Genomic DNA, 22,508 nt, shown 5'->3' with positions numbered 1-22,508 from the left:
CGCCGGCACCTATAGCGATCGCCTACCTATGAACGGGCTCGTCCACGCTGGCAGAAGACCCGAAGGACACCTTCCGGATGCTGAAGTGGAGAGGCAGGAATGACCGACAAGATCGCTCTCGTCACGGGAGCAAACAAGGGAATCGGTTTCGAGATCGTGCGCCAGCTCGGCGAACGGGGCATCACCGCCGTCATCGGCGCACGCGACGAACAGCGCGGCAAGGAAGCGGGCGAGCAGCTCGCCCAGCCCCACGTGCAGCTCGACGTGAGCGACCCGGACAGCGTCCGGGACGCCGCCCGCTTCATCGAGACGGAGTACGGCCGGCTGGACATCCTGGTCAACAACGCCGGCGTCACCGTCCCGCCGCCACTGGGCCTGCCCAGCGCCACCACCACCGAGACGCTGCGCCGGATCTACGAGACCAACGTGTTCGGCGTCGTCACGGTGACCAACGCGATGCTGCCGCTGCTGCGCCGCGCGCCGGCCGCCCGCATCGTCAACCAGTCCAGTGAACTGGCCTCCATGACCCGCGTCATGGTCGAGGACAGCCCGCTGTGGCCGCTGAACAACATGCCGTACAACTCCTCCAAGGCCGCCCTCAACATGATCACCGTGACCTACGCCAAGGAACTGTGGGGCACCCCGATCAAGGTCAACGCCTGCGACCCCGGCTACTGCGCCACCGACATCAACAACGGCATGGGCTTCATCACCGCAGCCGAGGGCGCCCGCATCGCCGTGCACCTGGCGACGCTGGACGCCGACGGCCCGAGCGCCCGGTTCTTCCAGCACGAGGGCCCGCTGCCCTGGTGAGTGCCCGGGCCCGCCGCCGGGCGGGCCGGAGCACCACGCGCGGCTCAACCCCAAGGAAGCGAGGCCCGCACCGTGAGCGGACTTCCCCTCATCCAGCCGGAGAACGCCATCGGCGAGGCGGCGGCCCTGCTGCAAGCGGTCCAGCACGCGCTGGGCCTGACCCCCAACCTCGCCAAGGCGATGGCCAACAGCCCCGCGGCACTGGGGGGATTCCTCGGCCTGCGCCACGCACTGGCCGCGGGAACCCTGCCCGCGGCCGTCCAGGAGAGCATCGCGCTGCTGGTCGCGCAGGAGAACGCCTGCGACTACGGCCTGTCCTGGCACACCTACACCGGCACCCGCGTGGCCGGACTCAGCCACCACCAGGCCCACCGCGCCCGCCGCGGCGAGGCCGAGGATCCCCTCACCGGGGCGGCCCTGGCCCTCACCCGGTCCCTGATACACCGTCAGGGCCAGCTGAGCGACACCGAACTGGCCGCGGCCCGCCGCGGCGGCCTCAGCGGCGGGCAGATCACCGAGATCGTCGCCCACCTCGCCCTCAACACCCTGACCACCTACCTCGGCCGGGCCGCACGCGTCCGCGTCGACTGGCCCCTCGTCCGCCACGACGAGGCACCCGCCTGACCCCGGCGCGGCCGCCCGCGGCCCGCCCACCACCCCGTCCGCACACACCGAAAGCAGAGTCCGATCATGGAAGCACGGATGAGCAACCCCGCCGGTGTCCTTCCCGGCGCCATGGAGGCCGTCGGCGCCCTGATGAAGGCGACCCGGCAGGGCGGCGTCCCCCAGTCCACGCTGGAACTCGTCCACCTGCGCGTCAGCCAGATCAACGGCTGCAGCGCCTGCGTCGACGCCGCCACCCGCAGCGCCCGCAAGGCCGGCGAGAGCGACGACCGCCTGGCCACCGTCGCGGCCTGGCGGGAGACGCCGTTCTTCACCGACGCCGAACGCGCCGCGCTGGCGCTCGCGGAGCACTCCACCCGCCTGGCCGACCGCACCGACCCCGTCCCCGACGCCGTCTGGCAGGAGGCCGCCCGCCACTACGACGAGCAGGGCCTGGCCGCGCTCGTGATGATGAGCGCCGTGGCCAACTTCTTCAACCGGCTCAACGCCACCACCCGTCAAGTGGCCGGCCAGGCCTGGTGAACGCACCGGCGGCCCGGTACCCCCGCGCGGGTGCCGGGCCGCCCCGCGCGGGCGGCGGGCGCCCTCAGGACGCCGCCGCACGCCGGGCACGCCGCGAGGAGGAGAACCGCCGGGTGATCGGCCGCTCCACCAGCGCGTACAGGGCCCAGGACGCCAGCACGCTGACCGCCAGCCCCAGCGCCACCAGCCCGGTGGTCTCGGCGATGGAGAAGGTCCCCTCCAGCTCCTTGCGCAGGTAGGTCAGCACGATGAAGTGGACCAGGTAGAACGCGAACGAGATCTCGCCCAGCCACAGCATCGTCCGGCCCCGGAACCAGCTCTTGGTGCCCCGGATGTCCGCCGTCGCCGCGGCCGCGATCAGCAGCACGATCGGGATGATGGTCACCGAACGCTGCGAGTACAGGAACGGCACGTGCGAGCAGAGCACGTAGCTGCCGGCCAGCAGCACACCCGACCACACCATGCCGATGTTGAACCAGCGTCCGCGGATCACCGCCTGCGCGACCAGCATGCCCAGCGCGAAGTCCAGCACACGGGTCACCGGCAGGTTGTAGGCGAACCAGTACTGCTCGGCGGAGACCGTCGCCCCCAGCGAGGCACCGGGGAAGTAGGGCTTGTCCGCGATGAACACGTACGCCGCCCACGGCGTGGCGATGATCCCCGCCGTCACCGCCGCGATCCAGTACGTCAGGTGCTCGGCACGGATCCGCGTGAACCAGGAGTGCAGCAGCGGGAAGCACGCGTAGAAGAACGCCTCGCACCCCAGCGACCAGCTCGGCTGGTTCACGCTGGAGAACACGTCGAAGTCCGGCACCCACACATGCACCATGAACAGGTTGGCGATGGCCGTCCCCGTCGTGGTGTACGCCGACGCGAACAGCACCATCGCCAGCGCCCAGGTGATCACGTAGTTCGGGTAGATCTTCACCAGCCGGCGGCGCATGAACCGCCCGGCGGTGTCCCGCTCGCGCGCCGACCACGTCAGCACGAAACCGCTCAGCACGAAGAAGAACGTCACGCCCAGCGCGCCCGCGTTGCCGGTCACGTCGAACAGGTTCATCGCCGCCGAGTCCGACTCCAGCAGCCGCAGATGGGGGAAGGGCAGGCCGACGTGGTTGAAGAACACCAGCAGCGCCGCACCGAACCGCAGCCCCGTCAGGGAGTCCAGCCGCGCCGAACGGGCCCGCCCCGCCACCTCGGTGGGCGCACCGGAGGCGGCCGGCACCGGGGCCGCGGCCGGCCCGCCGGGTCCCGCCGCCGTGGGCGGATAAGCACCACCCGTCATCTCGTCGTGTGCCACGCCAGAGCCTCCTCGCCCAGAAGAACGTGCTCTGCGGACGGGGCAGAGCACCACTGCGCGGGCGATTAGACGGCAGGTGGCTCGAATCTGGCTGGGGCCGGGATCCAAAACCGGTACGAAAGGGGACGGGAACCGGTACGAAAGGGAAAAGGAACGGGGACAGAGCCGCTGGCCCCGTCCCCGCAGCGGCGGCCGAGCGCCGCCCCTCCTCAGCCCTCCAGCAGCGCCAGGTCCAGGGTCAGCAGCCGCTCCGGGTCGGTGATGACGTCGATCTCGGTGATGCAGCCCTCGCTCACGTCGAACGTCATCGCCCGGAACCCCTCCCCGGCCTGCGCGGCGATCACCCCGGGCGAACCGTTGATCAGCGCCAGCTGCGCCACCTCCGCGATCCGCGCGAACGCCGCCGCCGTCGACGCAACCGCCGCGGCCCCCCGCGCCCCCAGCCGGCCGTCGGAGCGGGCCACCACCCCGGGGTCCAGCACGTTCAGCAGCGCCTCGAAGTCACCCCCGCGCGCGGCGGACAGGAACGCCTCCACCACCTCACGCCGCTTGGCCAGATCCGGGTCCGGCACCGCGGCCCCGCCCCGCACCCGGCGCCGCGCGCGGCTGGCCAGCTGCCGGGCCGCCGCCGGGCTGCGCTCCACGATCGGCGCGATCTCGTCGAAGGGGACCCCGAACATGTCGTGCAGCACGAACGCCAGCCGCTCCGCCGGATCCAGCGCCTCCAGCACCACCAGCAGGGCCAGCCCCACCGAGTCCGCCAGCAGCGCCCGCTGCTCCGGATCGCCCTCCTCCTCCTGGACGTAGTCCGGCACGTGGAGAACCGAGTCGAAGGAGTCCTCCCGGCGGATCCGCCGCGACTTCAGCATGTCCAGGCACACCCGGCCCACCACCGTGGTCAGCCAGCCCCGCAGGTTCTGGATGTCACTGTCGTAGGCCCGGTTCAGGCGCAGCCACGCCTCCTGCACCGCGTCGTCCGCCTCGGTCAGGGAGCCCAGCATGCGGTACGCGACCGCCCGCAGATGCCCGCGGGCACCCTCGAACTGCTCGGCCAGCCATTCCTGCTCGTCCACGCCAGGTCTCCTCCCGATCGGTTCCTCACCACCTTGACGCACGAGAGGGCACCGATGTGACCGCCCGGCCCCCGCCGCGCGCCGGACGGCCCCGGCCTCCAGCAGGGACCGAGCGGTGGTTGAGCGCGGCGGCCGACGGTGGCGCGGACAAGGAGGCGCTGTGGACCGTTCACCTGACGACGGGCCGGGCCGGCCCGCCGGATTCCCGCTCCCGCTCCCGCACCCCGACGCCGCCGGCCCAGGGGCAGCGGCCGCCCGGCCCGGGACCCTCACGGGCGGCACCCACGCCGGCCTGTGCATCGTGGGCGCCGGACCGCGCGGCCTGTCCGTACTGGAACGGCTGTGCGCCCACGAACGCAAGAACCCGCGCTGGGACCGCGTGACCATCCACGTGGCCGACCCCTCGCCCCCCGGCTCCGGCCGGGTCTGGCGGCCCACCCAGTCCCGGCAGCTGCTGATGAACACCGTGGCCTCCCAGGTCACGGTCTTCACCGACGCCAGCGTCCGGACCGAAGGCCCCCTGGAGGAAGGACCCAGCCTCCACCAGTGGGCCAGAGCCGTCGGCGCCGGCGCCCTGAGCACCGGCCCCGAACTCGCCGCCGACCCCGCGGCACGGGAAGAGGCGCGCGCGCTCGGACCCGACGACTACCCCACCCGCGCCCTGTACGGCCACTACCTGATGTGGGTGTTCCGGCAGGTCACCGCCGACGCCCCGGCCCACGTCACCGTCCGCGTGCACCCCGCGCGGGCCGTCGCCCTGAGCCAGGACGCCCCCGGCCCCCACGCCGCCCAGAGCGTCCTGCTGGAGGACGGCACCCGCCTGAGCGGCCTGTCCGCCGTCGTCCTCGCCCAGGGCCACGTACCGGCCCGGCCCACCGCCACCGAGCGGCAACTCGCCGCCTTCGCCGACCGGCACGGCCTGACCTACCTGCCCCCCGCCAACCCCGCCGACACCGACCTGGAGGGCATCGCCCCCGGCGAGACGGTCCTGCTGCGCGGACTGGGCCTGAACTTCTTCGACTACATGGCCCTGTTCACCCACGGCCGCGGCGGCACCTTCACCCGCACCGACGGCCGGCTCACCTACCGGCCCTCGGGCCGCGAACCCCGCCTGTACGCCGGCTCGCGGCGCGGCGTGCCCTACCACGCACGCGGCGAGAACGAGAAGGGCGCCCACGGCCGCTACTTCCCCCGCCTGCTCACCGCCGAGCACGCCCAGGCCCTGCGCGCCCCCGACGGCCGGCCCCGCCCCGTCCGCTTCACCGCCGACCTGTGGCCCCTGATCTCCCGGGAGGTCGAGAGCGTCTACTACGAGACCCTCCTGACCGCCCGCGGCCTGGACGCCGCCCGCGTCGCCGCGTTCGCCGCCCGGTACCTGCACACCCCGCCCGGCGCCGGACAGGACCGCCTCCTGGACGAGCACGCCGTGCGGGCGTCCGAGCGCTGGGACTGGTCCTGGGTCTCCCGCCCCTACGGGCAGCGCACCTTCGCCGATGCGGCCGCCTTCCGCACCTGGCTGCGCGCCCACCTCGACGACGACGTCCACCAGGCCCGCCTGGGCAACGTCAGCGGCCCCCGCAAGGCCGCCCTGGACGTCCTGCGCGACCTGCGCAACGAGATCCGCCTCGCCGTCGACCACGCCGGCCTCGACGCCGCCTCGCACCGCGACGACCTCGACCGCTGGTACACCCCGCTCAACGCCTACCTCTCCATCGGCCCGCCCGCCTCGCGCATCGAGGAGATGGCCGCCCTCATCGACGCGGGCGTCCTGGAGGTCACCGGGCCCGGCCTGCGCGTGCGCGCCGACCCCGACGCCCCCGGCGGCCCCCGCTTCACGGGCACCGGCGACATCCCCGGGGTACGCGTGCACGCCACCACGCTGATCGAGTCCCGGCTGCCCGAGATCGACCTGCGGCGCACCGCCGACCCGCTGATGAACCAGCTGCTGCACACCGGCCAGTGCCGCCCCCACCGCGTCCCCGGAGCGGACGGCGCGGACGGCGCGGACTACGAGACCGGCGGCCTGGCCGTCACCCCCCGCCCCTACCACCTGATCGACGCCGCCGGCACCGCCCACCCCCGGCGCTTCGCCTACGGCGTGCCCACCGAGTCCGTCCACTGGGTGACCGCGGCCGGCATCCGGCCCGGCGTCGGCTCGGTGACCCTGGAGGACTCCGACGCCATCGCGGCCGCCGCCCTCGCCCTGCCCCGGCCGGCCGCGGCCGCCGCACCGCCCGCCCCGGCGCCGCTCACACCCCCCGCCACCGCCACCCCGCCGGCGAGGAAGGCCTCATGAGCCACGACCGGCCCGAGGCCGCCGACACCGCCTGCCCGGGGGACACCGGCCTGCTCTCCCCGGTGCGGGCCGGCACCCGCGCCGAGGCGGCCGTCGCCGACACCGCCTGGCTCCAGGCGATGCTCGACGCCGAGGCCGCCCTGGCCCGCGCCCAGGCCCGCTGCGGCACGGTCCCCGCCGCCGCGGCCCGCACCATCACCGACTGCGCCCGGGCCGCCGACTTCGACGTGCGCGCCCTGGCCCTGGCCTCCCGCGAGACCGCCAACCCCGTCGTCGGCCTCGTCAAGGCCCTCACCCGGGCCGTCGCCGCCCGCTCACCGCAGGCCGCCGAGTACGTCCACCGCGGCTCCACGAGCCAGGACGTCCTGGACACCGCCGCCATGCTCGTCGCCTCCCGCGCCCTGCACCTGACCGCCGCCGACCTGCACACCGTCGCCGACGACCTGGCCCGCCTGGCCGCCCGCCACCGCGACACCCCCATGGCCGGCCGCACCCTGACCCTGCACGCCGTCCCCACCACCTTCGGCCTGAAAGCGGCCGGCTGGCGCGAACTGGTCCTGGACGCCGCCCAGCGCCTCACCCGCACCGCCCGCAGCCTGCCCGTCTCCCTGGGCGGCGCGGCCGGCACCCTCGCCGGCTACCTCCAGCACGCCGGCCCCCACACCACCCCGAGCACCCTGATCGAGGACCTGGGCGCCGCCTACGCCGCCGAGACCGGCCTGCGCGCGCCCGCCCTGCCCTGGCACGCACTGCGCACCCCCGTCGCCGACCTGGGCGCCGCCCTCACCCACACCGCCGGCGCCCTGGGCAAGATCGCCGCCGACGTGCAGGTGCTCACCCGCACCGAGATCGGCGAGGTCGCCGAACCCGGCCCGGCCGGCCGCGGCGCCTCCTCGGCCATGCCGCACAAACGCAACCCCGTCCTGGCCACCCTCATCCGCTCCGCCGCCCTCCAGGTACCCGCCCTCGCCTCGGTCCTGGCCCACTGCATGCCCGCCGAGGACGAACGCTCCGCCGGCCTGTGGCACGCCGAGTGGCAGCCCCTGCGCGAGGCGCTGCGCCTGAGCGGCGGCGCCGCCGAGACGGCCGTGGAACTGGCCCGGGGACTGGTCGTCCACCCCGACCGGATGCGCGCCAACCTCCGGGCGACCGGCGGGCTGATCGTCTCCGAACGCGTCAGCGCCGCCCTCACCCCGCGCCTGGGCCGGACCGAGGCGGCACAACTGCTGACCCAGGCCTCCCGCCAGGCGGCCGAAACCGCCCGCCCACTGGCCGACGTCCTCGGCGAACACCCCGCCCTCAAGGGCGTGCTCACCCCCGCGGAACTGGCCGGCCTCCTGGACCCGGCCGCCTACACCGGCGCGGCCGCGGCCCTGGTGGACCGCTCCCTGGCCCGCCCCGCCACCCCGTAGGAACAGCCCGGCAGACAGCCGACAGCGAGGCGGGGCGGACGCCGTGTGCGTCCGCCCCGCCCCGACCCGCGCCGGTGGTCAGCCGGCGATCGGCCCCGCGGCCTGGCGGGTGGTGGGGATCAGCCGGTGCCACAGGTTGCTCAGACCCGTGGCCAGCAGGATCCCGGCGAGCTGCTGCTCACTGAAGTACTTGGCGGCCTCGGCCCACACCTCGTCCGACACCGCGTCCTCACGGTCGCTCAGCCGCGTCGCCGCCTCGGCCAGCGCCAGCGCGGCACGCTCCTCGGGGGTGAAGAACGGCGTCTCGCGCCAGGCCGCGACGGTGTGGATCCGCTCGTCGCTCTCACCGGCCGCCTTCAGGTCACCGGCGTGCTTGTGCACGTTCCAGCTGGAGCCGTTGATCTGGCTGGCACGCAGGTAGATCAGGTTGATCGTGGCCTCCGGCACCCCGGTGTTCTTCACCGCACCGGCCACACCCAGCAGGGCCGGGATGACCTCGGGACCGGCGACGATCGCGGGGTTGGGCATACGAGCAGTCATGGGTTCCTCCACCAGTTTCATAAGCGGCCGGTAGCGAACGGCCGCGATGCCTTCACCGCACTGACGACCCGGAAACAGAAAATGTGACCGGCGCCCGGAGAAAACTTCAGGGCCGCCACCGGCCCCGCCAGCATGCCCCGCCCCCGCAGCCCCCCGCCCCGCCTTTCGACCGCTCCTCCAGCGCCCCTCGACCCGGACACCACCGCGCACCGGAAGGGGGGGCGCATGCCCGGCGGGGCCCCGGACCGGGGGACCACCGGCACGGCGCACCACCCCAGCACCTCCAGCACGAAACCCGCATGGAACACACGACCTGATACGCGGGTTTCTTCACCACTCCCACGAGCACTGAACCCGGCTGCTCCACAAACCGCCGGCGCACCGGCCCGCCCGGACCCTCCCGCCCGGACGGCGGAGACCACCCACCGCCCGCACCGAGCGGCAGGTCAGGACGCCCTCCGCGAGCCACCGGCCCCCAAGGACCCGGCCGCGGGCCCGTCCGCCCCGGGAAGGTGCCGCCGGCGCCCCCGAGGAACACCGGCCCGGGGCACCTGGCCCCTCGCGTCGGAGTGTGCGACGGTGGAGGGACGCGAGACCGGTCGGCACCCCGTGGGCGCCGGCCTTTGGGCTTTCGGGAGTCGCCCCCATTCCGGGCACCCGGATCCCGCCATCGTCGGCCCGTCCCGTCACCGAGGGACGTTCCGCCGTTGGGCTCACCAACCCCCGGAAGGGGGCGCGCCCAGCATGGACATCACCACCACGATCGACGGCACCCGCGCCCGCATCAGCCCGCGCGGAGTGATCGACTACGACACCCTGCCCCCGCTGCGGGCAGCCACCGCCGCACTCCCGGCAGGGGTGACCGATCTGCTGTGGGACATGGGCGGGGCCACGTTCATGGATGTCGCCGGCCTCCACCTCCTCTTCGACCCCACCCCGCCCGGCGGCCCGCAGCGCACGACGACGGTGTGCGGGCTGGGCCCGCAGCCGCTGCGGCTGCTGTCCCTGGCCGCCGGCCTGGACCCCGCCCTGGACGCCACCCGCCTGGCCCCCGGCACGCCGCAGGAGGCACACGGCAGCACGAGCCGTCCCTGACCGGGACGCACGGGCCGCACCTTGAGCGGCCCGCCCCCTTCCGGTTCCTGCCCCCGGCAGCTCTTCCCTCAGGGCCGGAAGGTGCGGCGGTAGACGTCGGGCGGGACACCGACGGTGCGCTGGAAGTGGCGGCGCAACGTGGTCGCGGTACCCATCCCCGCGGCCTCGGCGACGGTGTCGACGGTCGCGTCGGTCGTCTCCAGCAACTCCTGCGCGCGCCGGACACGCTGGGCGTGGAGCCACTGCAGGGGCGTGGTGCCGGTCAGGTGCCTGAAATGCCGCGCCAGATGACGTGAACTCAGCCCCGCCCGCCGGGCCAGATCCTCCACCGTCAGGGGCTGGTCGAGGCGCTGCAGAACCCAGGGGAGGAGCTCACCGAGGGGGTGGTTGCCGCCCGGCTCGGGAACGGGCGTGGCGATGAACTGCGCCTGGCCGCCGTCCCGGTGCGGTGCGGTGACCAGACGACGGGCGATCCTGTTGGCGCCGGCCGAACCGTGGTCCAGACGCACCAGGTGCAGGCACAGATCCATGGCGGCGGCCTTGCCCGCCGAGGTGAGCACGTCACCGTTGTCCACGTACAGGACGTCCGCATCCACGGTGGCGGCCGGGTACCGCCGGGCCAGCTCCCCGGTGTGGGCCCAGTGCGTGGTGGCACGCCTGCCGTCGAGCAGGCCGGCGGCGCCCAGGACGAAGGCACCCGTGCACAGCGACGCCACCCGCGCTCCCGCCGCGTGGGCCGCGCGCACCGCCCCGACCAGCTCCGCCGGGGGCTCGCGGCCGGTGTCGGCCCACCCGGGCACCACCACCGTGCCGGCCCGCGCCAGAGCGTCGAGCCCCTGGTCGGGCTGGAGCAGGAAACGGCCCACACGCACCGGCCCGGGCCCGCACAGCACGAACTCGTACCAGGGGTCCACGACATGGCTCAGGTCGGACCCGAACACCTCCAGCGCCACGGACAGTTCGTAGTGGAGCATGCCGTCGGTGACGGCCAGCGCGACGCGATGCATGTCCGAAAGTGTATGCCGCACGTCGTTTCCGACGCTCGTGCGGTGACCCGCCCACAGCACAGGATGTGGGGGTCGGACCGCCGGCGGACCACCGCCGCGGCGGACGACCGAGATCACGGGAGCAGTCTCATGAAGCCAGGCCGGCTGGTGGCGGTGTTCGGCGCGTACGGTCACACCGGACGGTTCGTGGTCGCGGAACTCACCGCGCGCGGATTCCTCCCCGTGCTCTGCGGACGCGACCGGCGGGCGCTGGACGAACTGGCCCACGCACACGGGCTGCGGGCCCGGGTCGCGTCGGCCGACGACCCCGCCTCCCTGGACCGCGCCCTGGCCGGCACGGCGGCGGTCATCAACTGCGCCGGCCCCTTCGCCTCGACCACCGGCCCCGTCATCGAGGCATCCCTGCGCGCCGGCATCCCCTACCTGGACGTGGCCGCCGAGATCGAGGCCAACCTCGACACCTACGCCCACTTCCGCGAGCGGGCCCGGGACGCCTCGGCCGTGATCGTCCCGGCCATGGCCTTCTTCGGCGGCCTCGGCGACCTGCTGGCCACCGCGGCGATGGGCGAGTGGACCACGGCCGACGAGGCCCACATCGCCTACGCGCTCAGCGACTGGCACCCCACCGCCGGCACCCGGCGCTCGGGCGCCGTCTCCCGCGAACGGCGCGGCAACGTCCGCCTGCGCTACCGCGGCGGACAGTGGGAGCAGCGCACCGACGCCGCGCCCACGGCCCACTGGGACTTCCCCGAGCCGGTGGGACGCCGCCCCGTGATCGCGGAGTTCACCATGGCGGACGTCGTGACCGTCCCCCAGCACCTGGCCATCCCCGACGTGACCACCTACATGACCGCCGAGGCCGTCCGCGACGTCGCCGCCCCCGACACACCCGCCCCCACCGCCGCCGACGGGAGCGGACGCTCCGGCCAGACCTTCCTCGTCGACGTCGTCGTCCGCTCCGGCGACACCCGGCGCCGGGCCACCGCCACCGGCCAGGACATCTACGCCGTCACCGCGCCCCTCGTCGTCGAAGCCCTCGAGCGCGTCCTGACCGGCCGCGTCAGGGCCGTCGGCGTCACCTCCGCCGGCGAGATCTTCGACGCCCCCGACTTCCTGCGCGCCCTCGCCCCCCACCTGACGGTCGACCTGCCCCGGCCCGCACACGCCGCCTGACGAAGGACGCGTCAGCCGGCCTCCGCCGGCCGTGCGGTGCGGCCGAGGAAGTCGAGCACCCGGCGGGTGACCAGCGCCGCCGCGTGGGCGTCGTACGACGGCAGGCCGCCGTCGGTGAACAGATGCCGGTCGCCGCGGTAGAGGAACAGCTCGGCATCCGCGGCCGTCCCCACGAGCGCACGGGCCGCGTCCACGTCCCCCTCACCGGAGAAGAACGGGTCCCCGTCCATGCCGTGAACCTGGACGGGGACGCCCCGGGGCCAGGCACCGCCGAACTCCGCGACGGGCAGGCACGCCTCGAGCAGCACCGCGCCCTTGGCGCCCGGGCGGGTCTGGGCCAGCTTCTGCGCCGGCAGGACCCCGAGCGAGAACCCGACGTAGACGAGCTCAGCGGGCAGCCCCTCGGCGGCGGCGGCCCCGCGCGCGACGAACGTGCCGAACCCGGCCTTCTCGACGTGGGCGACACCCTCCTGGAGGCTGTCGAACACCTGCCCCTCGAACAGGTCCGGGGTATGGACGGTGTGTCCGGCCTGCCGCAGCCGGTCGGCGAACCCGAGGACGCCGGCGGTCAGCCCGTGTGCGTGGTGGAAGAGCAGTACCTCAGCCATGTCGCTCCCCTCGTGCCGCGGCGCCCGGGCGGCGCCGCGGCACGAGTATGGCCCGCACCACCGACAGCCGCGGGCCCGCGCCCGCCGGCCTCCCGCACCGGTTCTTGACCTCAAGTCCGCCTGAGGTCGCAGGCTGATCGTATGAACACCGACCCCGCGGACATCAGAGCCATCGAACAGGTCGTGGCCACCGTCGAGCGCGCTCAGCGCGCCAGGGACGTGGACGGATTCCTCGCCCTGTTCCACCCCGACGCCCTGTGGACGACCGCCCACGGCAAGGTCCTCATCGGCCTCGACGCCATCGCCGGGTTCACCCGCGCCGTGCTGCCCGCCGCGACCTGGGACGGAGAGGTCACCTACGAGGCGGCGCACATCCAGTTCCTGCGGGCCGACGTGGCGGCCGTCAAGATCCGCCAGGTCCACCACTCGGCGCAGGGCGACACCGAAGGCACCCCGCTGTACGTCATGACCAGGCAGGACGACGGCAGGTGGCTGCTGCACGCCGGCCAGAACACCGAAGTACGCACCGGCTGAGACCACCGCCGCCCCGGCCCGGCCCGGCGCACCGATGAGTCCGCCGGCCGCCCGGGGTCTACCCGATGACACACCGATCCGGCTGGAGGAGACAGGGAGGCCAGGGATGGACACCCCGATCCGGCTGTACATGTCGATGTCGCTCGACGGCTTCGTCGCCGGGCCCGAGGACCGGCCGGGCCAGGAACTCGGACGCGGCGGCGGGCGGCTCTTCAACTGGCTCGACGACCGGGAGTCCGACGGTCCGAGCGGCCAGGTCTACCGCGAGGCACGGGCGACCGGCGCGGTTCTCTGCGGCCGGCGGACCTTCGAACTCGCCGGGCGCTGGCAGGGCGACCACCACGACGGTGTGCCGATCCTCGTCCTCACCCACCACGTCGACGAGGGGGACGTGCCACCGGGCCACGCGCGTTTCGTCACCGACGTCCGGGACTGCGCCCGGCAGGCCCGCGCGGCCGCGGGGGACCGGCCGGTCATGGTCCACGGAGCGGGCGCGGCCCAGGCGCTTCTGCGTGCCGGGCAGCTGGACGAGATGGAGATCCATCTGGTCCCGGTCCTCCTCGGCGAGGGCCGACGGCTCTTCGACCACCTGGGCGGCCACCCCACCGAGCTCGACCTCGTACGCCGGCTGGAGGCCCGGGACGTCACCCACCTGCGCTACCGGGTACGCCGGCCCGGCGAGATTGCGTGAGACACCCCTGCCGCCACCACCGGCCAGAGCCGCCCGAGCCCACCGGCCGGACCCCGGGCACGGCACGCTCCGGGAAGCCGTGCCCCGCCCGCGGCCGGGCTACAGGCCGCGCTTCTTGTTCCAGTCGCTCACGTACCAGGCGTAGGCGATGTTGCCCAGGCCCGCGGTGAACAGGAACAGCCAGAAGTGCGCCCAGAAGGACTGGCGTTTCCTGCGGCCGTACCCGCCGGCGAACGCCGCGGCCGACGCCGAAGCGGCCGCCGAGACGTTGTTGTTGATGATGATCGGCTGCGGCGCGTAGGGCTGCGGCGGGTGGGGGTACCCCTGCTGCCCGTACTGCGGTTGCGGCGGCTGCCCGTACGCCTGCTGCCCGTACTGCTGTGGCGGTTGATTAGGCGTGTTCACAGACGCCCCCCTCTCGTTCACATGTTGACGGCTGAACCATAACCGACCCTCCGGCACGCCATCCCCACACTGTCAACACGCCGCCTCCACATCGCTCGTGAGGGGGTCACCGAAGGGGCGCCCCCGGGCGTCCGGCACCGCCCGGGCCGGTGACGTGCGGCGTCCTTCCGCTCAGCGCAGCTGCTCGGCCAGTCCGACGATGATCCCCTCGGGGCCGCGGAGGTAGCAGAGCGCGTAGCTGTCCTCGAACCGGGCGACGGTGCCGAGGAGTTCGGCGCCGTGGGGGCGCAGGCGGGCGAGGGTGTCCTCGATGTCGTCGACGGCGAACATCACCCGGTGCGTGCCCAGGATGTTGTGCGGCGGATTGCGGGGAGTGGCGCCGGCCGCCGCGGGGCTGCGGTACTTCGCCAGCTCGAGCCGGCTGTGACCGTCCGGAGTCCGGAGCATCGCGATGTCGCAGTGGACGCCGTCGAGTCCGGTGCACCGGTCGGCGAAGAGGCCCTCGACCTCGGCCCGGCCCTCCAGCTCCATGCCCAGTTCCACGAAGAACGCGACGGCGGCCTCCAGGTCCCCGACGACGATGCCGACGTTGTCCATCCGCTGGATCGCCATGCTGCCCGCTCCCTTTCAGGACCAGGGCCGTGTGCTGTGCGCGGGCAGCGGGCGCAGGGCCGGCCACCGGTGCAGCAGGCGTACGGCCAGCGCCGAGCTGAGCTGCCCGAGGGCGTGCAGGCGGTCGTGCCCGCGGGCCAGGTCGGCGACCACGCCGAGCCGGTGGACGAGGCGTTCGCGGGCGGAGACGTCACCCCACCGGAAGTCCTTGGCGGGCACGCGTGCGAGATGGTCGACGGTCTCGCGGTGGGCGCGTTCGACGAGCGCGTCGCCACGGATCAGCCAGCCGGCGCAGGCGTCGGCGAGGTCGCCGGGAACCTCCCGGCCGGTCAGGGCGCGCCAGGTGGCCCGGTAGACGGCCTCGGCCTCCGCGAGCGGCGCGACGGCGACCGACATGGCGCACCAGCAGGTCGGGAAGCCGATGCGCAGGTAGGCGAGTTCGACCAGGCCGTTGCCCAGTGACGCCTGCTCGAAGTCGATGAAGCGGACGCCGGTGGCGGTGCGCAGGTCGTTGCCGGGGCAGGGGTCGCCGTGCAGCAGCGCATGGTGGGAGGCCGGGTCGAGCCGCTCGATGAGGGCGGCGAGTTCGTCCGGCACCCGGGGCGGGACGGGGACGTCCAGGGCGGCGGCGAGCGCGAGGAAGGACTCCGCGTCGGCGGCGGCCGGCCCGGACCAGGCGGGCAGCGTTCCCGTATCGGCCGGCCCGGTGAGCGCGTGCAGCCGGGCCAGGGACTCGGCGTACCCGGGCATCCAGTCATCGGCCGCGCCGAGGTCCTCCAGGTGTTCCAGGACCATCACGCGGGACGCCGCGTCCGTCGCCAGAAGGGCGGGTGCGACGGCCGGCCGGGTCGCCCGCGCGGCGAGCCGCAGCGCGGCGACCTCCCGCGCGTAGCGCGCGTCCCCGTCGGACCCGGTCCCGCCCCCGTCGGCGATCTGCTTGACGATCACCCGGCTGCCATCGCTCAGTTCGACCCGCCACACCCGGGAGCGCGGACTGCTGTCCAGGAGCCTGGCCCGGGTGGGGGAGCCGAACACGGAACGCAGTTCGTCGCTGATCGGCACACGCATCGGCATGCGGGCCAGCCTAGGGCCCCGGGCCGCGCGGTGTACGCAACACCGCGCATGCCGGGGCACCCGGACCGGAGCCGGCCCGGATGCCCCGGCGTCGCCTCACGCCCTCCCGCAGCGGCGGCGGAGAATCTCCACTCCCTCGCCTTCGAGGTCGTCGCAGTACGCGGCGCGTCCGGTCATGGCCATCACCAGGGCCAGGGTGGGGCCGGACACCACGGGCCCGGAACCGGTCGTGAAAGGGCCGTCGTCCGCGGTGAGTCTCAGCCCGCCGATGCGTCCCTCGGCCAGGACGACGAGGTCCGAGCCGCGGTAGTACCCGGCCACCCGCGTGAGGACGTCGACCGGGTACTCGTGCCGGATGCCCAGCGGGCGCCGGATGTCCTCTGCGTGCACGAGTGTCTCGCCCAGCATGGCGATGACGGGCAGCGGAGGCTTGGTGGTGCTCGGGACGATCCGCCGGAACCGCCCGAGGGTCTCGGCCGGAGCCGCGCCCAGCTGCTCGGCCAGCCGTACGGCGACCTGCTTGTCGAAGTCGAACCGGCAGCGGATCACCCCCGTCAGCCAGCGCACGGTGCCGAGGCTCGCACCCGCGGTGAGATGGGCCAGCACCTCACGTACCGTCAGGCCGGTGCACAGCGAGGGCGTGGTCCACTGCTCGTCGGTCAGGTCTTCGAGGTCGGCCGCCAGCGCCGCCCGCTCGGTGCGGATCAGGGGCCAGAGGCCTCGTCCGCGGCTGCGGTCGACGCTCGGCTCGGGGTCGGTCACGGGGAAGGTCTCCTGTCACGGGTCGTGCTCTGCGTTCGCGTCCGGGCCGGAAGCGGGGGTGCGTCCGGCAGGCAGGCTCGTGAAGGAGACTCCCGCCGCGGAGCGAAGTCATCGCCCGTGAGCGATCGACGTCGTCGAGCCTGCGGAGCGGGGCGCGGGGCGCGGGACGCGGGGCGCGGGGCGCGGGGCGCTCGGCGCCGAAAGCCGGTGGAGACGGTGTCCTCGGTGAGGAAGAGTCCGGGTCATGGAGTACTTCTGCTATCACCGCGACCGGCCGGGCTCCCTCGCACTGCGCGAACAGTTGCAGGAAGAGCACTGGGCCTACATGGACCGGTACGCGAAGGAGCTGATCGCCCGCGGCCCGACCTTCGCCGACGACGGTGAGACGCCCACGGGGAGCGTGCACATCATCGATCTGCCCACTCCCGCCGCTGCCCGCGCCTTCGCCTTCGACGAGCCCGCCTACCAGGCCGGTGCGTACCGGGACGTGCTGCTGCGCCGGTGGCGCAACGTGCTGGGGCGCACCATGTGGGACTTTCCCGGTGGCCGCAGCGGCGGCGACCGGTACCTGGTGCTCGGCCTCGGCGAGGGCCCGGCCGCCGACCCCGCCCCGCCGCCCGGCCCGGACGAGGTGATCGCGTACGGGCCGCTGCTGTCCGACGACGGCGGCACATGGCTGGGTACGGCGGTGCTGCTCAGGGCCCCGGACCCGGAGGCGGCACGCGCCGTCCTGACGGCGGAGCGGTACGCGGACATCGAGGTCCACGGCTGGGAGTTCGGCGGGCGTCGGTGAAGGCTCCGCCGGATGCGCCGGCGCCTTCACCCGGCCGCCTCCTCCTGCCGCCGGGGACGGGCCCGCACCGCGCCTACGCCGGCGGCCCCTCCCGCCCGGCTTGCGGCGCCCGGCGGTGCAGGGGCGGCCGGTCGAGTATCTCGACGTACACGATCCGGCCGTCCACGACGTCCAGGACCAGCATCCCCGCCGTAGGGGAGAGAGGTACGCAGCGGTGGCCCGGCCCGTAGGGCTGCCCTGGCGGATGGTCCGCCGTGCGGATGCTCTGGCAGAAGCCGTCGCCGCAGCCGCACTCCTCGACCAGCCGCAGGTCCCGCGCGCAGAGCGCCGGTTCGCTCTCCCCCTCATCCTCCAGAAGGGCGGCCAGCTCGGCGGCCGGCTCCGGGAAGACCTCGCGCACCAGCGGGTGCTCCCGCTCCGGCCGGCCGGCCCCGGGCCGTCTCCTCATGCGGCTGCGAGGACCTGGACACCGAGCGCCCCGAGCCGCTCGACGGCCGGGTCGTGGGGATCGGCGTCGGTGATCAGAGCGGTGATCTTCTCCCACGGCAGGACACGGTAGGGCGAGGCCGTCCCGATCTTCTCGCGGGAGGCGAGGATGTAGGTGTCCGCGGCCCGCGCGGCCAGAGCGCGCTTCATCGCCGCCTCGTCGGCGTCCGCGGTGGTCAGCCCCGCCTCGGGGTGCACACCGGTGACGCCGAGCAGGCACAGCTCGGCGGAGACGTTCTGCGCGGCCTCGACCGCCGCGGCACCGCAGGTGACCGCCGAGTGCTTGAAGACGCGCCCGCCGAGCAGGAACAGCTCCGCCCCCGGGTGGTCGATCAGAGCCGTGGCGATCGTCGGGCTGTGGGTGATCACCGTGCAGGTGAGCTCCTTCGGCAGCGCCCGCGCCACCGCGAGGGCGGTGGTGCCGCCGTCCAGGATCAGCGAACTGCCCGGCCGTACCAGCGCGGCGGCCACCGCGGCGACCTTCCGCTTGCCGTCCGGGGCCACCGCCCGGCGGGCGTCGTAGTCCACCACCGCCGGAGAGGCGGGCAGGGCGCCGCCGTACACCCTCTGGCACAGCCCCTCCGCGGCGAGGTCCCGCAGGTCGCGCCGCACACTGTCCTCGGAAATGCCCAGGTCGGCGGCGACGTCCTTGGCCACGATCTTGCCCGTCCGGGCGAGCAGCCCGAGCAGGTGCTCGCGTCGTTCAGCAGCCAGCATTCACGTTCCTTCCAGATGTTGCACGTTTTTGCATGTATCTTAGCGGTCATGAACGACAAGCCCCTGCTCATCCTGATCGCCGGCCCCTACCGTTCCGGCACCGACGGCGACCCGCAGGCCATGGCCGCCAACCTCGCCCGCCTGGAAGCCGCCGCCTGGCCCGTCTTCGCGGCCGGCCACCTCCCCGTGATCGGCGAGTGGATCGCCCTGCCCGTCCTGCGCTCCGCCGGCGCCGGCCCCACCGACCCCCTCGCCGACCAGGTCCTCTACCCGGCCGCCGACCGGCTCCTCACCCACTGCGACGCCGTGCTGCGCCTGCCGGGCGCATCCGCCGGCGCCGACCAGGACGTCGCCACCGCACGCAGGCGCGGCCTGCCCGTCTACCACGACGTCGCCGACCTTCCCCGCCGTGCCCCGCAGGAGAGCGCGTGAACTGCCTCCCGGGCACCGACACCCCCGACCACCGCGGGCGCACCGGCCTGCACCTCGCCGGACGCGGCCTCGACCGCAACCCCGGCGTCCGGATCCGCGACGTCGAACTCACCTCCCGGGGCTGGCACGTCCTGCGCCGCACCACCTTCGACTACCGGCGCCGCGACGGGCGCTGGGAGACCCAGCAGCGCGAGACCTACGACCGCGGCAACGGCGCCGTCGTCCTGCCCTACGACACCGGACGCGGCCACGTCCTGCTCACCCGCCAGTTCCGCTACCCCGCCTACGTCAACGGCCACCGTGACGGCATGCTCGTCGAGGCGGCGGCCGGACTGCTCGACGAGGACGACCCGGCCACCGCGATCCGCCGCGAGAGCGCCGAGGAACTCGGCGTCCGGCTCGGCCCGCTCACCCACGTCCTCGACGCCTACATGAGCCCGGGCTCCGTCACCGAACGCCTCCACTTCTTCGCCGCCCCCTACACCCCGGCCGACCGGATCGCCGCGGGCGGGGGAGTGGAGGAGGAGGGCGAGGACATCGAGGTCCTCGAACTCCCCTTCACCGAGGCCCTCGCCATGACCGCCGACGGACGCATCACCGACGGAAAGACGATCCTGCTCCTGCAATGGGCAGCCCTGCACGGGCCCTTCGCCCCCCGGCCCGCACCCGGCGGCCGGCCTCCGCACCGCGGCTGAACCCGCCCGCCCGCACCGCCACGGCGGACGACGCACGGCGTCAACTGCGCACCGGACGGCGTGTGTTCCGCCTGCCCCGGGGCATTCGGGACGGCAGACAGCCGCGGGGCCGCAGTGGCCGCAAGCCGTTGAGGAGATGGGGAGTTCACATGCCGAGCAGGGGGATGAAGGCGAGCGCGATCGGCGTGGCCGCCGTCATGGCGAGTGCCGTACTGACGGGCTGCGGCGGTGACGAGGAGCCGAAGTCGCAGAAGGCCGGCACAGCATCGAGCACAAGCGCGAGTGCGAGCGCCGATGCGGGGGCGCAGGAGCAGGGCACCACGCAGGTGCGGGCCGCCTACGACAAGACGGCCGCGGCGGAGACGGCCAAGATGACGATCAACATGAAGCTCTCCGCGCCGCAGGAGTCGATCACGACCGACGGCAAGGGCGCCCTCGACTTCCAGGAGGGCGACAGCTTCATGACCGTGACCGCCCAGGGCAAGAGCATCGAGCAGCGCGTGGTCGACCAGGTCCTCTACCAGAAGGTGCCGGGGCAGAAGGCCCCGGGCGGCAAGACCTGGATGAAGATCGACCTGAAGCAGGCCGCGCAGGCCCTGGGCGTGAACGCCGGGCAGATCGGTGACCCGGCCCAGTCGGCCGCCTACGCCAAGGCCATCACCGACCAGGACGTCACCGAGGTCGGCCAGGAGAACATCGACGGCGTCGACACCACCCACTACAAGGTGTCGGTGGACGTCGCCGAGCTGCCGGGCGGCGACCAGCTGCGCCGCCAGGTCGGCCCGACGCTGCCGATGCAGGTCTGGCTCGACGGCGACGGACGGCTGCGGCGCCAGCAGCTCGACATGAGCATCAAGGGCGTGCCCTCCGCCGGCGCCAAGGCGGAGAACAGCGCCGCGCCGCAGCAGATCAAGATGACCATGGTGATGAACTACTCCGACTTCGGCACCGAGGTCGAGGCACAGGCACCCCCGGCCGGCCAGGTGGCCGACATGACGGCCGAGGTGATGAAGCAGGGCCGGCAGCAGAGCTGACCCGGCCGCCCGCACCGGGGACCCGGGCCCCGGCCGGCAGCCGCCGGCCTGCGGGTGATGCCCCCGCAGGCCTCAGGCCGCCTTCCTCCAGACGGTCATGCCCAGTTGCAGGAAGGCCTCCTCGCGCAGGGCCGTCTGCTTGACCTGGATCGTGAGCGCCGCGATGTCGCCCGAGTCGTTCCCGACGCAGATCTGGGTGCCCTCGTCGGCCGCCGCGAGGTTCCAGGTGTGGTACTCGGGGCCGGTGGCACCGCCCAGGAGGTGGCGGCAGGCGTCGAGGGAGGCGGCCTTGCCGTTGAACAGCTGCACGAACCGGCTGGTGTCGCTCTGCAACGCGCAGTCGACGTCGTCCTCGCAGTTAAGGCGGATGTCGCCCGTCCGGTCCTCGGGGAGCATCGGTTCGTTCAGGCTCAGGGAGTTCGCCCGGCGCAGCCACATGGGGGACATCTGCTTGCGATCAGACGCGCCCGAGGCGCCCGGGGCGGGCTGCGACGCCCCAGAGGAGCCGCCGGCCGCCTGCGGGGTGGAGGTCGAAGGCGACACCGCGGACCTCGCGGACCGCGTCGGCGCGGGAGCCGACGTGGGGGCGCCCGCGGCCCGCTCACCGAGGCCGGACCGCTCACCGAGGCCGAACCCGTCGTCGGCGAACCACGTCAGCCCCGCCAGCAGCGCGCCCGCCCCCACGGCCGCACCCGTGATCAGCGCGGTGCGCCGCCCCAGCGGCGCCCGCCGCCGGGCCGGGCGGAGCGCCAGCGTCGAGGCCGCCGTCGGGGGATCCACCGGCGTGCGCACCGGGTCCGGGACACGCGCCTCCTCTCCGGTGACCTCGCGCCAGACGGCCGGCCCGGCGCCCGCGTCGGCGTCCGTTCCCAGATGCTCCCGGCACCACTGGACGACCTGCGCCGGTGTGGCCCGCTCCCGCGGGTCGCGGGCCAGGCACCGGGCGAACAGCGGACGCAACGCCTGCGGCAGCCGGGACAGGTCGGGTTCCTCGTGCACGATCCGGTACAGCACCACCGGCGCCGTGCCCTCCCCGTACAACGGTTCGCCCAGCGCCGCGAAGGCCGCCGTCTGGGCCAGGGCGAAGACGTCGGTCGCCGGGGATATCTCACCGGCGGTCGCCTGCTCGGGCGCCATGAAGTGGGGCGTGCCGACCGTGGAGCCGGTGGCGGTGTGCGAGGAGAGGTCGGCGGTGACCGAGATACCGAAGTCGATCACCCGCGGTCCGTCGGCGGCCAGCAGCACGTTGGACGGCTTGAGGTCCCGGTGCACCACCCCCACCTCGTGAATCGCGGACAGCGCCTCGGCCACGCCGGCCATCAGCCACAGCACCGCGGGCACCGGCAGCGGGCCACGCCGGGCGACGGCCGCCGTCAGGGACGGCCCGGGCACGTACAGCGTGGCGAGCCAGGGGGGTACGCCGTCGGCGTCGGCGTCGACGAGTTCCGCGGTGTAGGCGCCCCTGACCCGGCGGGCGGCCTCCACCTCCCGGCGAAAGCGCCGCCGGAAGGCCGGGTCGTCGGCGAGTTCCGGGCGCACCACCTTGATCGCCACCGGGCGGCCGCCCCGGGTGTGCGACAGGTACACCCGGCCCATGCCTCCCGCGCCGAGCCGGGCCGCGAGCCGGTAGCCGGCCACGACGGGAGGGTCGCCCGCCTGGAGAGGCTGGAACACCTCGGTGGTGCCGTTCATCGAACTGTCGTCCCCCTGATCCCCGCCCGGCCGAAGGCCCGGCCCAGGACAGCACCCTAAAGGGGGAGGAGCAGACCGCCCGACCGCCGGCCGGCGTCGTGCCCGGCGCCGGGGCCCC

At 74.1% G+C, this 22,508-nt stretch carries 25 protein-coding genes; 13 read left to right on the top strand and 12 right to left on the bottom strand.

What is annotated here, in order from left to right; all coding sequences use genetic code 11:
* The first annotated feature begins 99 nt into the window (after positions 1 to 99).
* The 3 genes from AC07FV_RS15055 to AC07FV_RS15045 all read left to right on the top strand — a co-directional run bounded on the left by AC07FV_RS15055 (position 100) and on the right by AC07FV_RS15045 (position 1,959).
* On the top strand, positions 100 to 813 hold the full coding sequence (locus AC07FV_RS15055; RefSeq protein ID WP_479087471.1) for an SDR family oxidoreductase: 714 nt from the start codon (positions 100 to 102) through the stop codon (positions 811 to 813).
* Between the two features lie 72 nt (positions 814 to 885).
* Entirely contained in the window at positions 886 to 1,437 is a 552-nt protein-coding gene (locus AC07FV_RS15050) for a carboxymuconolactone decarboxylase family protein (protein WP_479087469.1), read from the top strand.
* A 78-nt stretch (positions 1,438 to 1,515) separates the two neighbouring features.
* Positions 1,516 to 1,959, top strand: a complete 444-nt coding sequence (locus tag AC07FV_RS15045) for a carboxymuconolactone decarboxylase family protein (protein ID WP_479087468.1) — start codon at positions 1,516 to 1,518, stop codon at positions 1,957 to 1,959.
* Between the two features lie 64 nt (positions 1,960 to 2,023).
* On the opposite strand, the gene AC07FV_RS15040 is transcribed toward AC07FV_RS15045, so the two are convergent.
* Together AC07FV_RS15040 and AC07FV_RS15035 are read right to left on the bottom strand one after the other, a co-directional pair.
* Positions 2,024 to 3,259 (bottom strand): acyltransferase family protein, encoded by a 1,236-nt coding sequence (locus tag AC07FV_RS15040; protein WP_479087466.1) that lies wholly within the window; start codon positions 3,257 to 3,259, stop codon positions 2,024 to 2,026.
* Positions 3,260 to 3,468: 209 nt separating this feature from the next.
* Positions 3,469 to 4,332: a sigma-70 family RNA polymerase sigma factor gene (locus AC07FV_RS15035; RefSeq protein WP_479087464.1), complete on the bottom strand. Its 864-nt coding sequence runs from the start codon at positions 4,330 to 4,332 to the stop codon at positions 3,469 to 3,471.
* Between the two features lie 301 nt (positions 4,333 to 4,633).
* Here AC07FV_RS15035 and AC07FV_RS15030 point away from each other — a divergent pair, with 301 nt between their 5' ends.
* Both AC07FV_RS15030 and AC07FV_RS15025 read left to right on the top strand, forming a co-directional pair.
* Positions 4,634 to 6,628: an FAD/NAD(P)-binding protein gene (locus tag AC07FV_RS15030; protein ID WP_479088020.1), complete on the top strand. Its 1,995-nt coding sequence runs from the start codon at positions 4,634 to 4,636 to the stop codon at positions 6,626 to 6,628.
* Positions 6,625 to 8,040 carry a nitrosuccinate lyase gene (locus tag AC07FV_RS15025; RefSeq protein WP_479087462.1) on the top strand — a complete coding sequence of 472 codons (1,416 nt, stop codon included), beginning with the start codon at positions 6,625 to 6,627 and terminating at the stop codon, positions 8,038 to 8,040. Before AC07FV_RS15030 ends, AC07FV_RS15025 begins: the two co-directional genes overlap by 4 nt.
* Before the next feature lie 78 nt (positions 8,041 to 8,118).
* On the opposite strand, the gene AC07FV_RS15020 is transcribed toward AC07FV_RS15025, so the two are convergent.
* On the bottom strand, positions 8,119 to 8,580 hold the full coding sequence (locus AC07FV_RS15020; protein WP_356610992.1) for a carboxymuconolactone decarboxylase family protein: 462 nt from the start codon (positions 8,578 to 8,580) through the stop codon (positions 8,119 to 8,121).
* Between the two features lie 744 nt (positions 8,581 to 9,324).
* Here AC07FV_RS15020 and AC07FV_RS15015 point away from each other — a divergent pair.
* A complete protein-coding gene (locus AC07FV_RS15015) occupies positions 9,325 to 9,675 on the top strand; it encodes an STAS domain-containing protein (RefSeq protein ID WP_479087460.1) in 351 nt (116 codons plus the stop codon).
* A 68-nt stretch (positions 9,676 to 9,743) separates the two neighbouring features.
* Here AC07FV_RS15015 and AC07FV_RS15010 read toward each other — a convergent pair whose 3' ends face one another.
* Positions 9,744 to 10,682: a helix-turn-helix domain-containing protein gene (locus AC07FV_RS15010; RefSeq protein ID WP_479087458.1), complete on the bottom strand. Its 939-nt coding sequence runs from the start codon at positions 10,680 to 10,682 to the stop codon at positions 9,744 to 9,746.
* 129 nt (positions 10,683 to 10,811) lie between these two features.
* Between AC07FV_RS15010 and AC07FV_RS15005 the strand changes: the two genes are divergently transcribed.
* Positions 10,812 to 11,855 (top strand): saccharopine dehydrogenase family protein, encoded by a 1,044-nt coding sequence (locus tag AC07FV_RS15005; protein ID WP_479087456.1) that lies wholly within the window; start codon positions 10,812 to 10,814, stop codon positions 11,853 to 11,855.
* Positions 11,856 to 11,866: 11 nt separating this feature from the next.
* On the opposite strand, the gene AC07FV_RS15000 is transcribed toward AC07FV_RS15005, so the two are convergent.
* Positions 11,867 to 12,463, bottom strand: coding sequence for a dienelactone hydrolase family protein (locus tag AC07FV_RS15000; protein ID WP_479087454.1), 597 nt, complete (start codon positions 12,461 to 12,463; stop codon positions 11,867 to 11,869).
* A gap of 141 nt (positions 12,464 to 12,604) precedes the next feature.
* Here AC07FV_RS15000 and AC07FV_RS14995 point away from each other — a divergent pair, with 141 nt between their 5' ends.
* Positions 12,605 to 12,997: an SgcJ/EcaC family oxidoreductase gene (locus tag AC07FV_RS14995; RefSeq protein ID WP_479087452.1), complete on the top strand. Its 393-nt coding sequence runs from the start codon at positions 12,605 to 12,607 to the stop codon at positions 12,995 to 12,997.
* 106 nt (positions 12,998 to 13,103) lie between these two features.
* Complete coding sequence (locus tag AC07FV_RS14990; protein ID WP_479087450.1) at positions 13,104 to 13,688, top strand: dihydrofolate reductase family protein; 585 nt, start codon at positions 13,104 to 13,106, stop codon at positions 13,686 to 13,688.
* Between the two features lie 99 nt (positions 13,689 to 13,787).
* Here the strand turns inward: AC07FV_RS14990 and AC07FV_RS14985 are convergent, their stop codons facing one another.
* From AC07FV_RS14985 to AC07FV_RS14970, 4 genes are all read right to left on the bottom strand, one after another.
* Positions 13,788 to 14,093: a DUF8108 domain-containing protein gene (locus tag AC07FV_RS14985; RefSeq protein WP_356611004.1), complete on the bottom strand. Its 306-nt coding sequence runs from the start codon at positions 14,091 to 14,093 to the stop codon at positions 13,788 to 13,790.
* Positions 14,094 to 14,264: 171 nt separating this feature from the next.
* Positions 14,265 to 14,705 carry a VOC family protein gene (locus tag AC07FV_RS14980; protein WP_479087448.1) on the bottom strand — a complete coding sequence of 147 codons (441 nt, stop codon included), beginning with the start codon at positions 14,703 to 14,705 and terminating at the stop codon, positions 14,265 to 14,267.
* A gap of 15 nt (positions 14,706 to 14,720) precedes the next feature.
* Positions 14,721 to 15,779, bottom strand: a complete 1,059-nt coding sequence (locus AC07FV_RS14975) for a phosphotransferase (protein WP_479087446.1) — start codon at positions 15,777 to 15,779, stop codon at positions 14,721 to 14,723.
* 96 nt (positions 15,780 to 15,875) lie between these two features.
* Positions 15,876 to 16,541 carry a maleylpyruvate isomerase family mycothiol-dependent enzyme gene (locus AC07FV_RS14970; protein WP_479087444.1) on the bottom strand — a complete coding sequence of 222 codons (666 nt, stop codon included), beginning with the start codon at positions 16,539 to 16,541 and terminating at the stop codon, positions 15,876 to 15,878.
* A gap of 244 nt (positions 16,542 to 16,785) precedes the next feature.
* Here AC07FV_RS14970 and AC07FV_RS14965 point away from each other — a divergent pair, with 244 nt between their 5' ends.
* Positions 16,786 to 17,334 carry a YciI family protein gene (locus tag AC07FV_RS14965; RefSeq protein ID WP_479087442.1) on the top strand — a complete coding sequence of 183 codons (549 nt, stop codon included), beginning with the start codon at positions 16,786 to 16,788 and terminating at the stop codon, positions 17,332 to 17,334.
* Positions 17,335 to 17,407: 73 nt separating this feature from the next.
* Here AC07FV_RS14965 and AC07FV_RS14960 read toward each other — a convergent pair whose 3' ends face one another.
* Together AC07FV_RS14960 and AC07FV_RS14955 are read right to left on the bottom strand one after the other, a co-directional pair.
* Positions 17,408 to 17,782 (bottom strand): hypothetical protein, encoded by a 375-nt coding sequence (locus AC07FV_RS14960; protein ID WP_479087440.1) that lies wholly within the window; start codon positions 17,780 to 17,782, stop codon positions 17,408 to 17,410.
* Positions 17,779 to 18,537, bottom strand: a complete 759-nt coding sequence (locus AC07FV_RS14955; RefSeq protein WP_479087438.1) for a DeoR/GlpR family DNA-binding transcription regulator — start codon at positions 18,535 to 18,537, stop codon at positions 17,779 to 17,781. Before AC07FV_RS14955 ends, AC07FV_RS14960 begins: the two co-directional genes overlap by 4 nt.
* Positions 18,538 to 18,585: 48 nt before the next feature.
* On the opposite strand from AC07FV_RS14955, the gene AC07FV_RS14950 reads away from it, so the two are divergent.
* The 3 genes from AC07FV_RS14950 to AC07FV_RS14940 all read left to right on the top strand — a co-directional run bounded on the left by AC07FV_RS14950 (position 18,586) and on the right by AC07FV_RS14940 (position 20,698).
* Positions 18,586 to 18,969 (top strand): DUF4406 domain-containing protein, encoded by a 384-nt coding sequence (locus AC07FV_RS14950; RefSeq protein ID WP_479087436.1) that lies wholly within the window; start codon positions 18,586 to 18,588, stop codon positions 18,967 to 18,969.
* Positions 18,966 to 19,664, top strand: coding sequence for an NUDIX domain-containing protein (locus AC07FV_RS14945; protein ID WP_479087434.1), 699 nt, complete (start codon positions 18,966 to 18,968; stop codon positions 19,662 to 19,664). Before AC07FV_RS14950 ends, AC07FV_RS14945 begins: the two co-directional genes overlap by 4 nt.
* A 149-nt stretch (positions 19,665 to 19,813) precedes the next feature.
* The gene (locus AC07FV_RS14940; RefSeq protein ID WP_479087432.1) at positions 19,814 to 20,698 is read left to right on the top strand and encodes an SCO4651 family lipoprotein; all 885 of its coding nucleotides are present in this window, start codon (positions 19,814 to 19,816) and stop codon (positions 20,696 to 20,698) included.
* Positions 20,699 to 20,770: 72 nt separating this feature from the next.
* Here the strand turns inward: AC07FV_RS14940 and AC07FV_RS14935 are convergent, their stop codons facing one another.
* Positions 20,771 to 22,390 (bottom strand): serine/threonine-protein kinase, encoded by a 1,620-nt coding sequence (locus tag AC07FV_RS14935; RefSeq protein ID WP_479087431.1) that lies wholly within the window; start codon positions 22,388 to 22,390, stop codon positions 20,771 to 20,773.
* Positions 22,391 to 22,508 lie beyond the last annotated feature (118 nt).

The sequence above is a fragment of the Streptomyces sp. NPDC045956 genome, from assembly GCF_056430705.1.
The sequence above is the reverse complement of the archived record's forward strand: the minus strand, read 5'-3'. Positions and strand labels throughout refer to the sequence as shown.

Excerpts from the sequence above, each read along its gene's own strand:
- AC07FV_RS15055 (WP_479087471.1), top strand. The coding sequence starts at position 100 with ATGACCGACAAGATCGCTCTCGTCACGGGAGCAAACAAGGGAATCGGT.
- AC07FV_RS15045 (WP_479087468.1), top strand. The coding sequence starts at position 1,516 with ATGAGCAACCCCGCCGGTGTCCTTCCCGGCGCCATGGAGGCCGTCGGC.
- AC07FV_RS15025 (WP_479087462.1), top strand. The coding sequence starts at position 6,625 with ATGAGCCACGACCGGCCCGAGGCCGCCGACACCGCCTGCCCGGGGGAC.
- AC07FV_RS15020 (WP_356610992.1), bottom strand. The coding sequence starts at position 8,580 with ATGACTGCTCGTATGCCCAACCCCGCGATCGTCGCCGGTCCCGAGGTC.
- AC07FV_RS15015 (WP_479087460.1), top strand. The coding sequence starts at position 9,325 with ATGGACATCACCACCACGATCGACGGCACCCGCGCCCGCATCAGCCCG.
- AC07FV_RS15010 (WP_479087458.1), bottom strand. The coding sequence starts at position 10,682 with ATGCATCGCGTCGCGCTGGCCGTCACCGACGGCATGCTCCACTACGAA.
- AC07FV_RS15005 (WP_479087456.1), top strand. The coding sequence starts at position 10,812 with ATGAAGCCAGGCCGGCTGGTGGCGGTGTTCGGCGCGTACGGTCACACC.
- AC07FV_RS15000 (WP_479087454.1), bottom strand. The coding sequence starts at position 12,463 with ATGGCTGAGGTACTGCTCTTCCACCACGCACACGGGCTGACCGCCGGC.
- AC07FV_RS14995 (WP_479087452.1), top strand. The coding sequence starts at position 12,605 with ATGAACACCGACCCCGCGGACATCAGAGCCATCGAACAGGTCGTGGCC.
- AC07FV_RS14990 (WP_479087450.1), top strand. The coding sequence starts at position 13,104 with ATGGACACCCCGATCCGGCTGTACATGTCGATGTCGCTCGACGGCTTC.
- AC07FV_RS14980 (WP_479087448.1), bottom strand. The coding sequence starts at position 14,705 with ATGGCGATCCAGCGGATGGACAACGTCGGCATCGTCGTCGGGGACCTG.
- AC07FV_RS14975 (WP_479087446.1), bottom strand. The coding sequence starts at position 15,779 with ATGCCGATGCGTGTGCCGATCAGCGACGAACTGCGTTCCGTGTTCGGC.
- AC07FV_RS14965 (WP_479087442.1), top strand. The coding sequence starts at position 16,786 with ATGGAGTACTTCTGCTATCACCGCGACCGGCCGGGCTCCCTCGCACTG.
- AC07FV_RS14960 (WP_479087440.1), bottom strand. The coding sequence starts at position 17,782 with ATGAGGAGACGGCCCGGGGCCGGCCGGCCGGAGCGGGAGCACCCGCTG.
- AC07FV_RS14955 (WP_479087438.1), bottom strand. The coding sequence starts at position 18,537 with ATGCTGGCTGCTGAACGACGCGAGCACCTGCTCGGGCTGCTCGCCCGG.
- AC07FV_RS14950 (WP_479087436.1), top strand. The coding sequence starts at position 18,586 with ATGAACGACAAGCCCCTGCTCATCCTGATCGCCGGCCCCTACCGTTCC.
- AC07FV_RS14940 (WP_479087432.1), top strand. The coding sequence starts at position 19,814 with ATGCCGAGCAGGGGGATGAAGGCGAGCGCGATCGGCGTGGCCGCCGTC.
- AC07FV_RS14935 (WP_479087431.1), bottom strand. The coding sequence starts at position 22,390 with ATGAACGGCACCACCGAGGTGTTCCAGCCTCTCCAGGCGGGCGACCCT.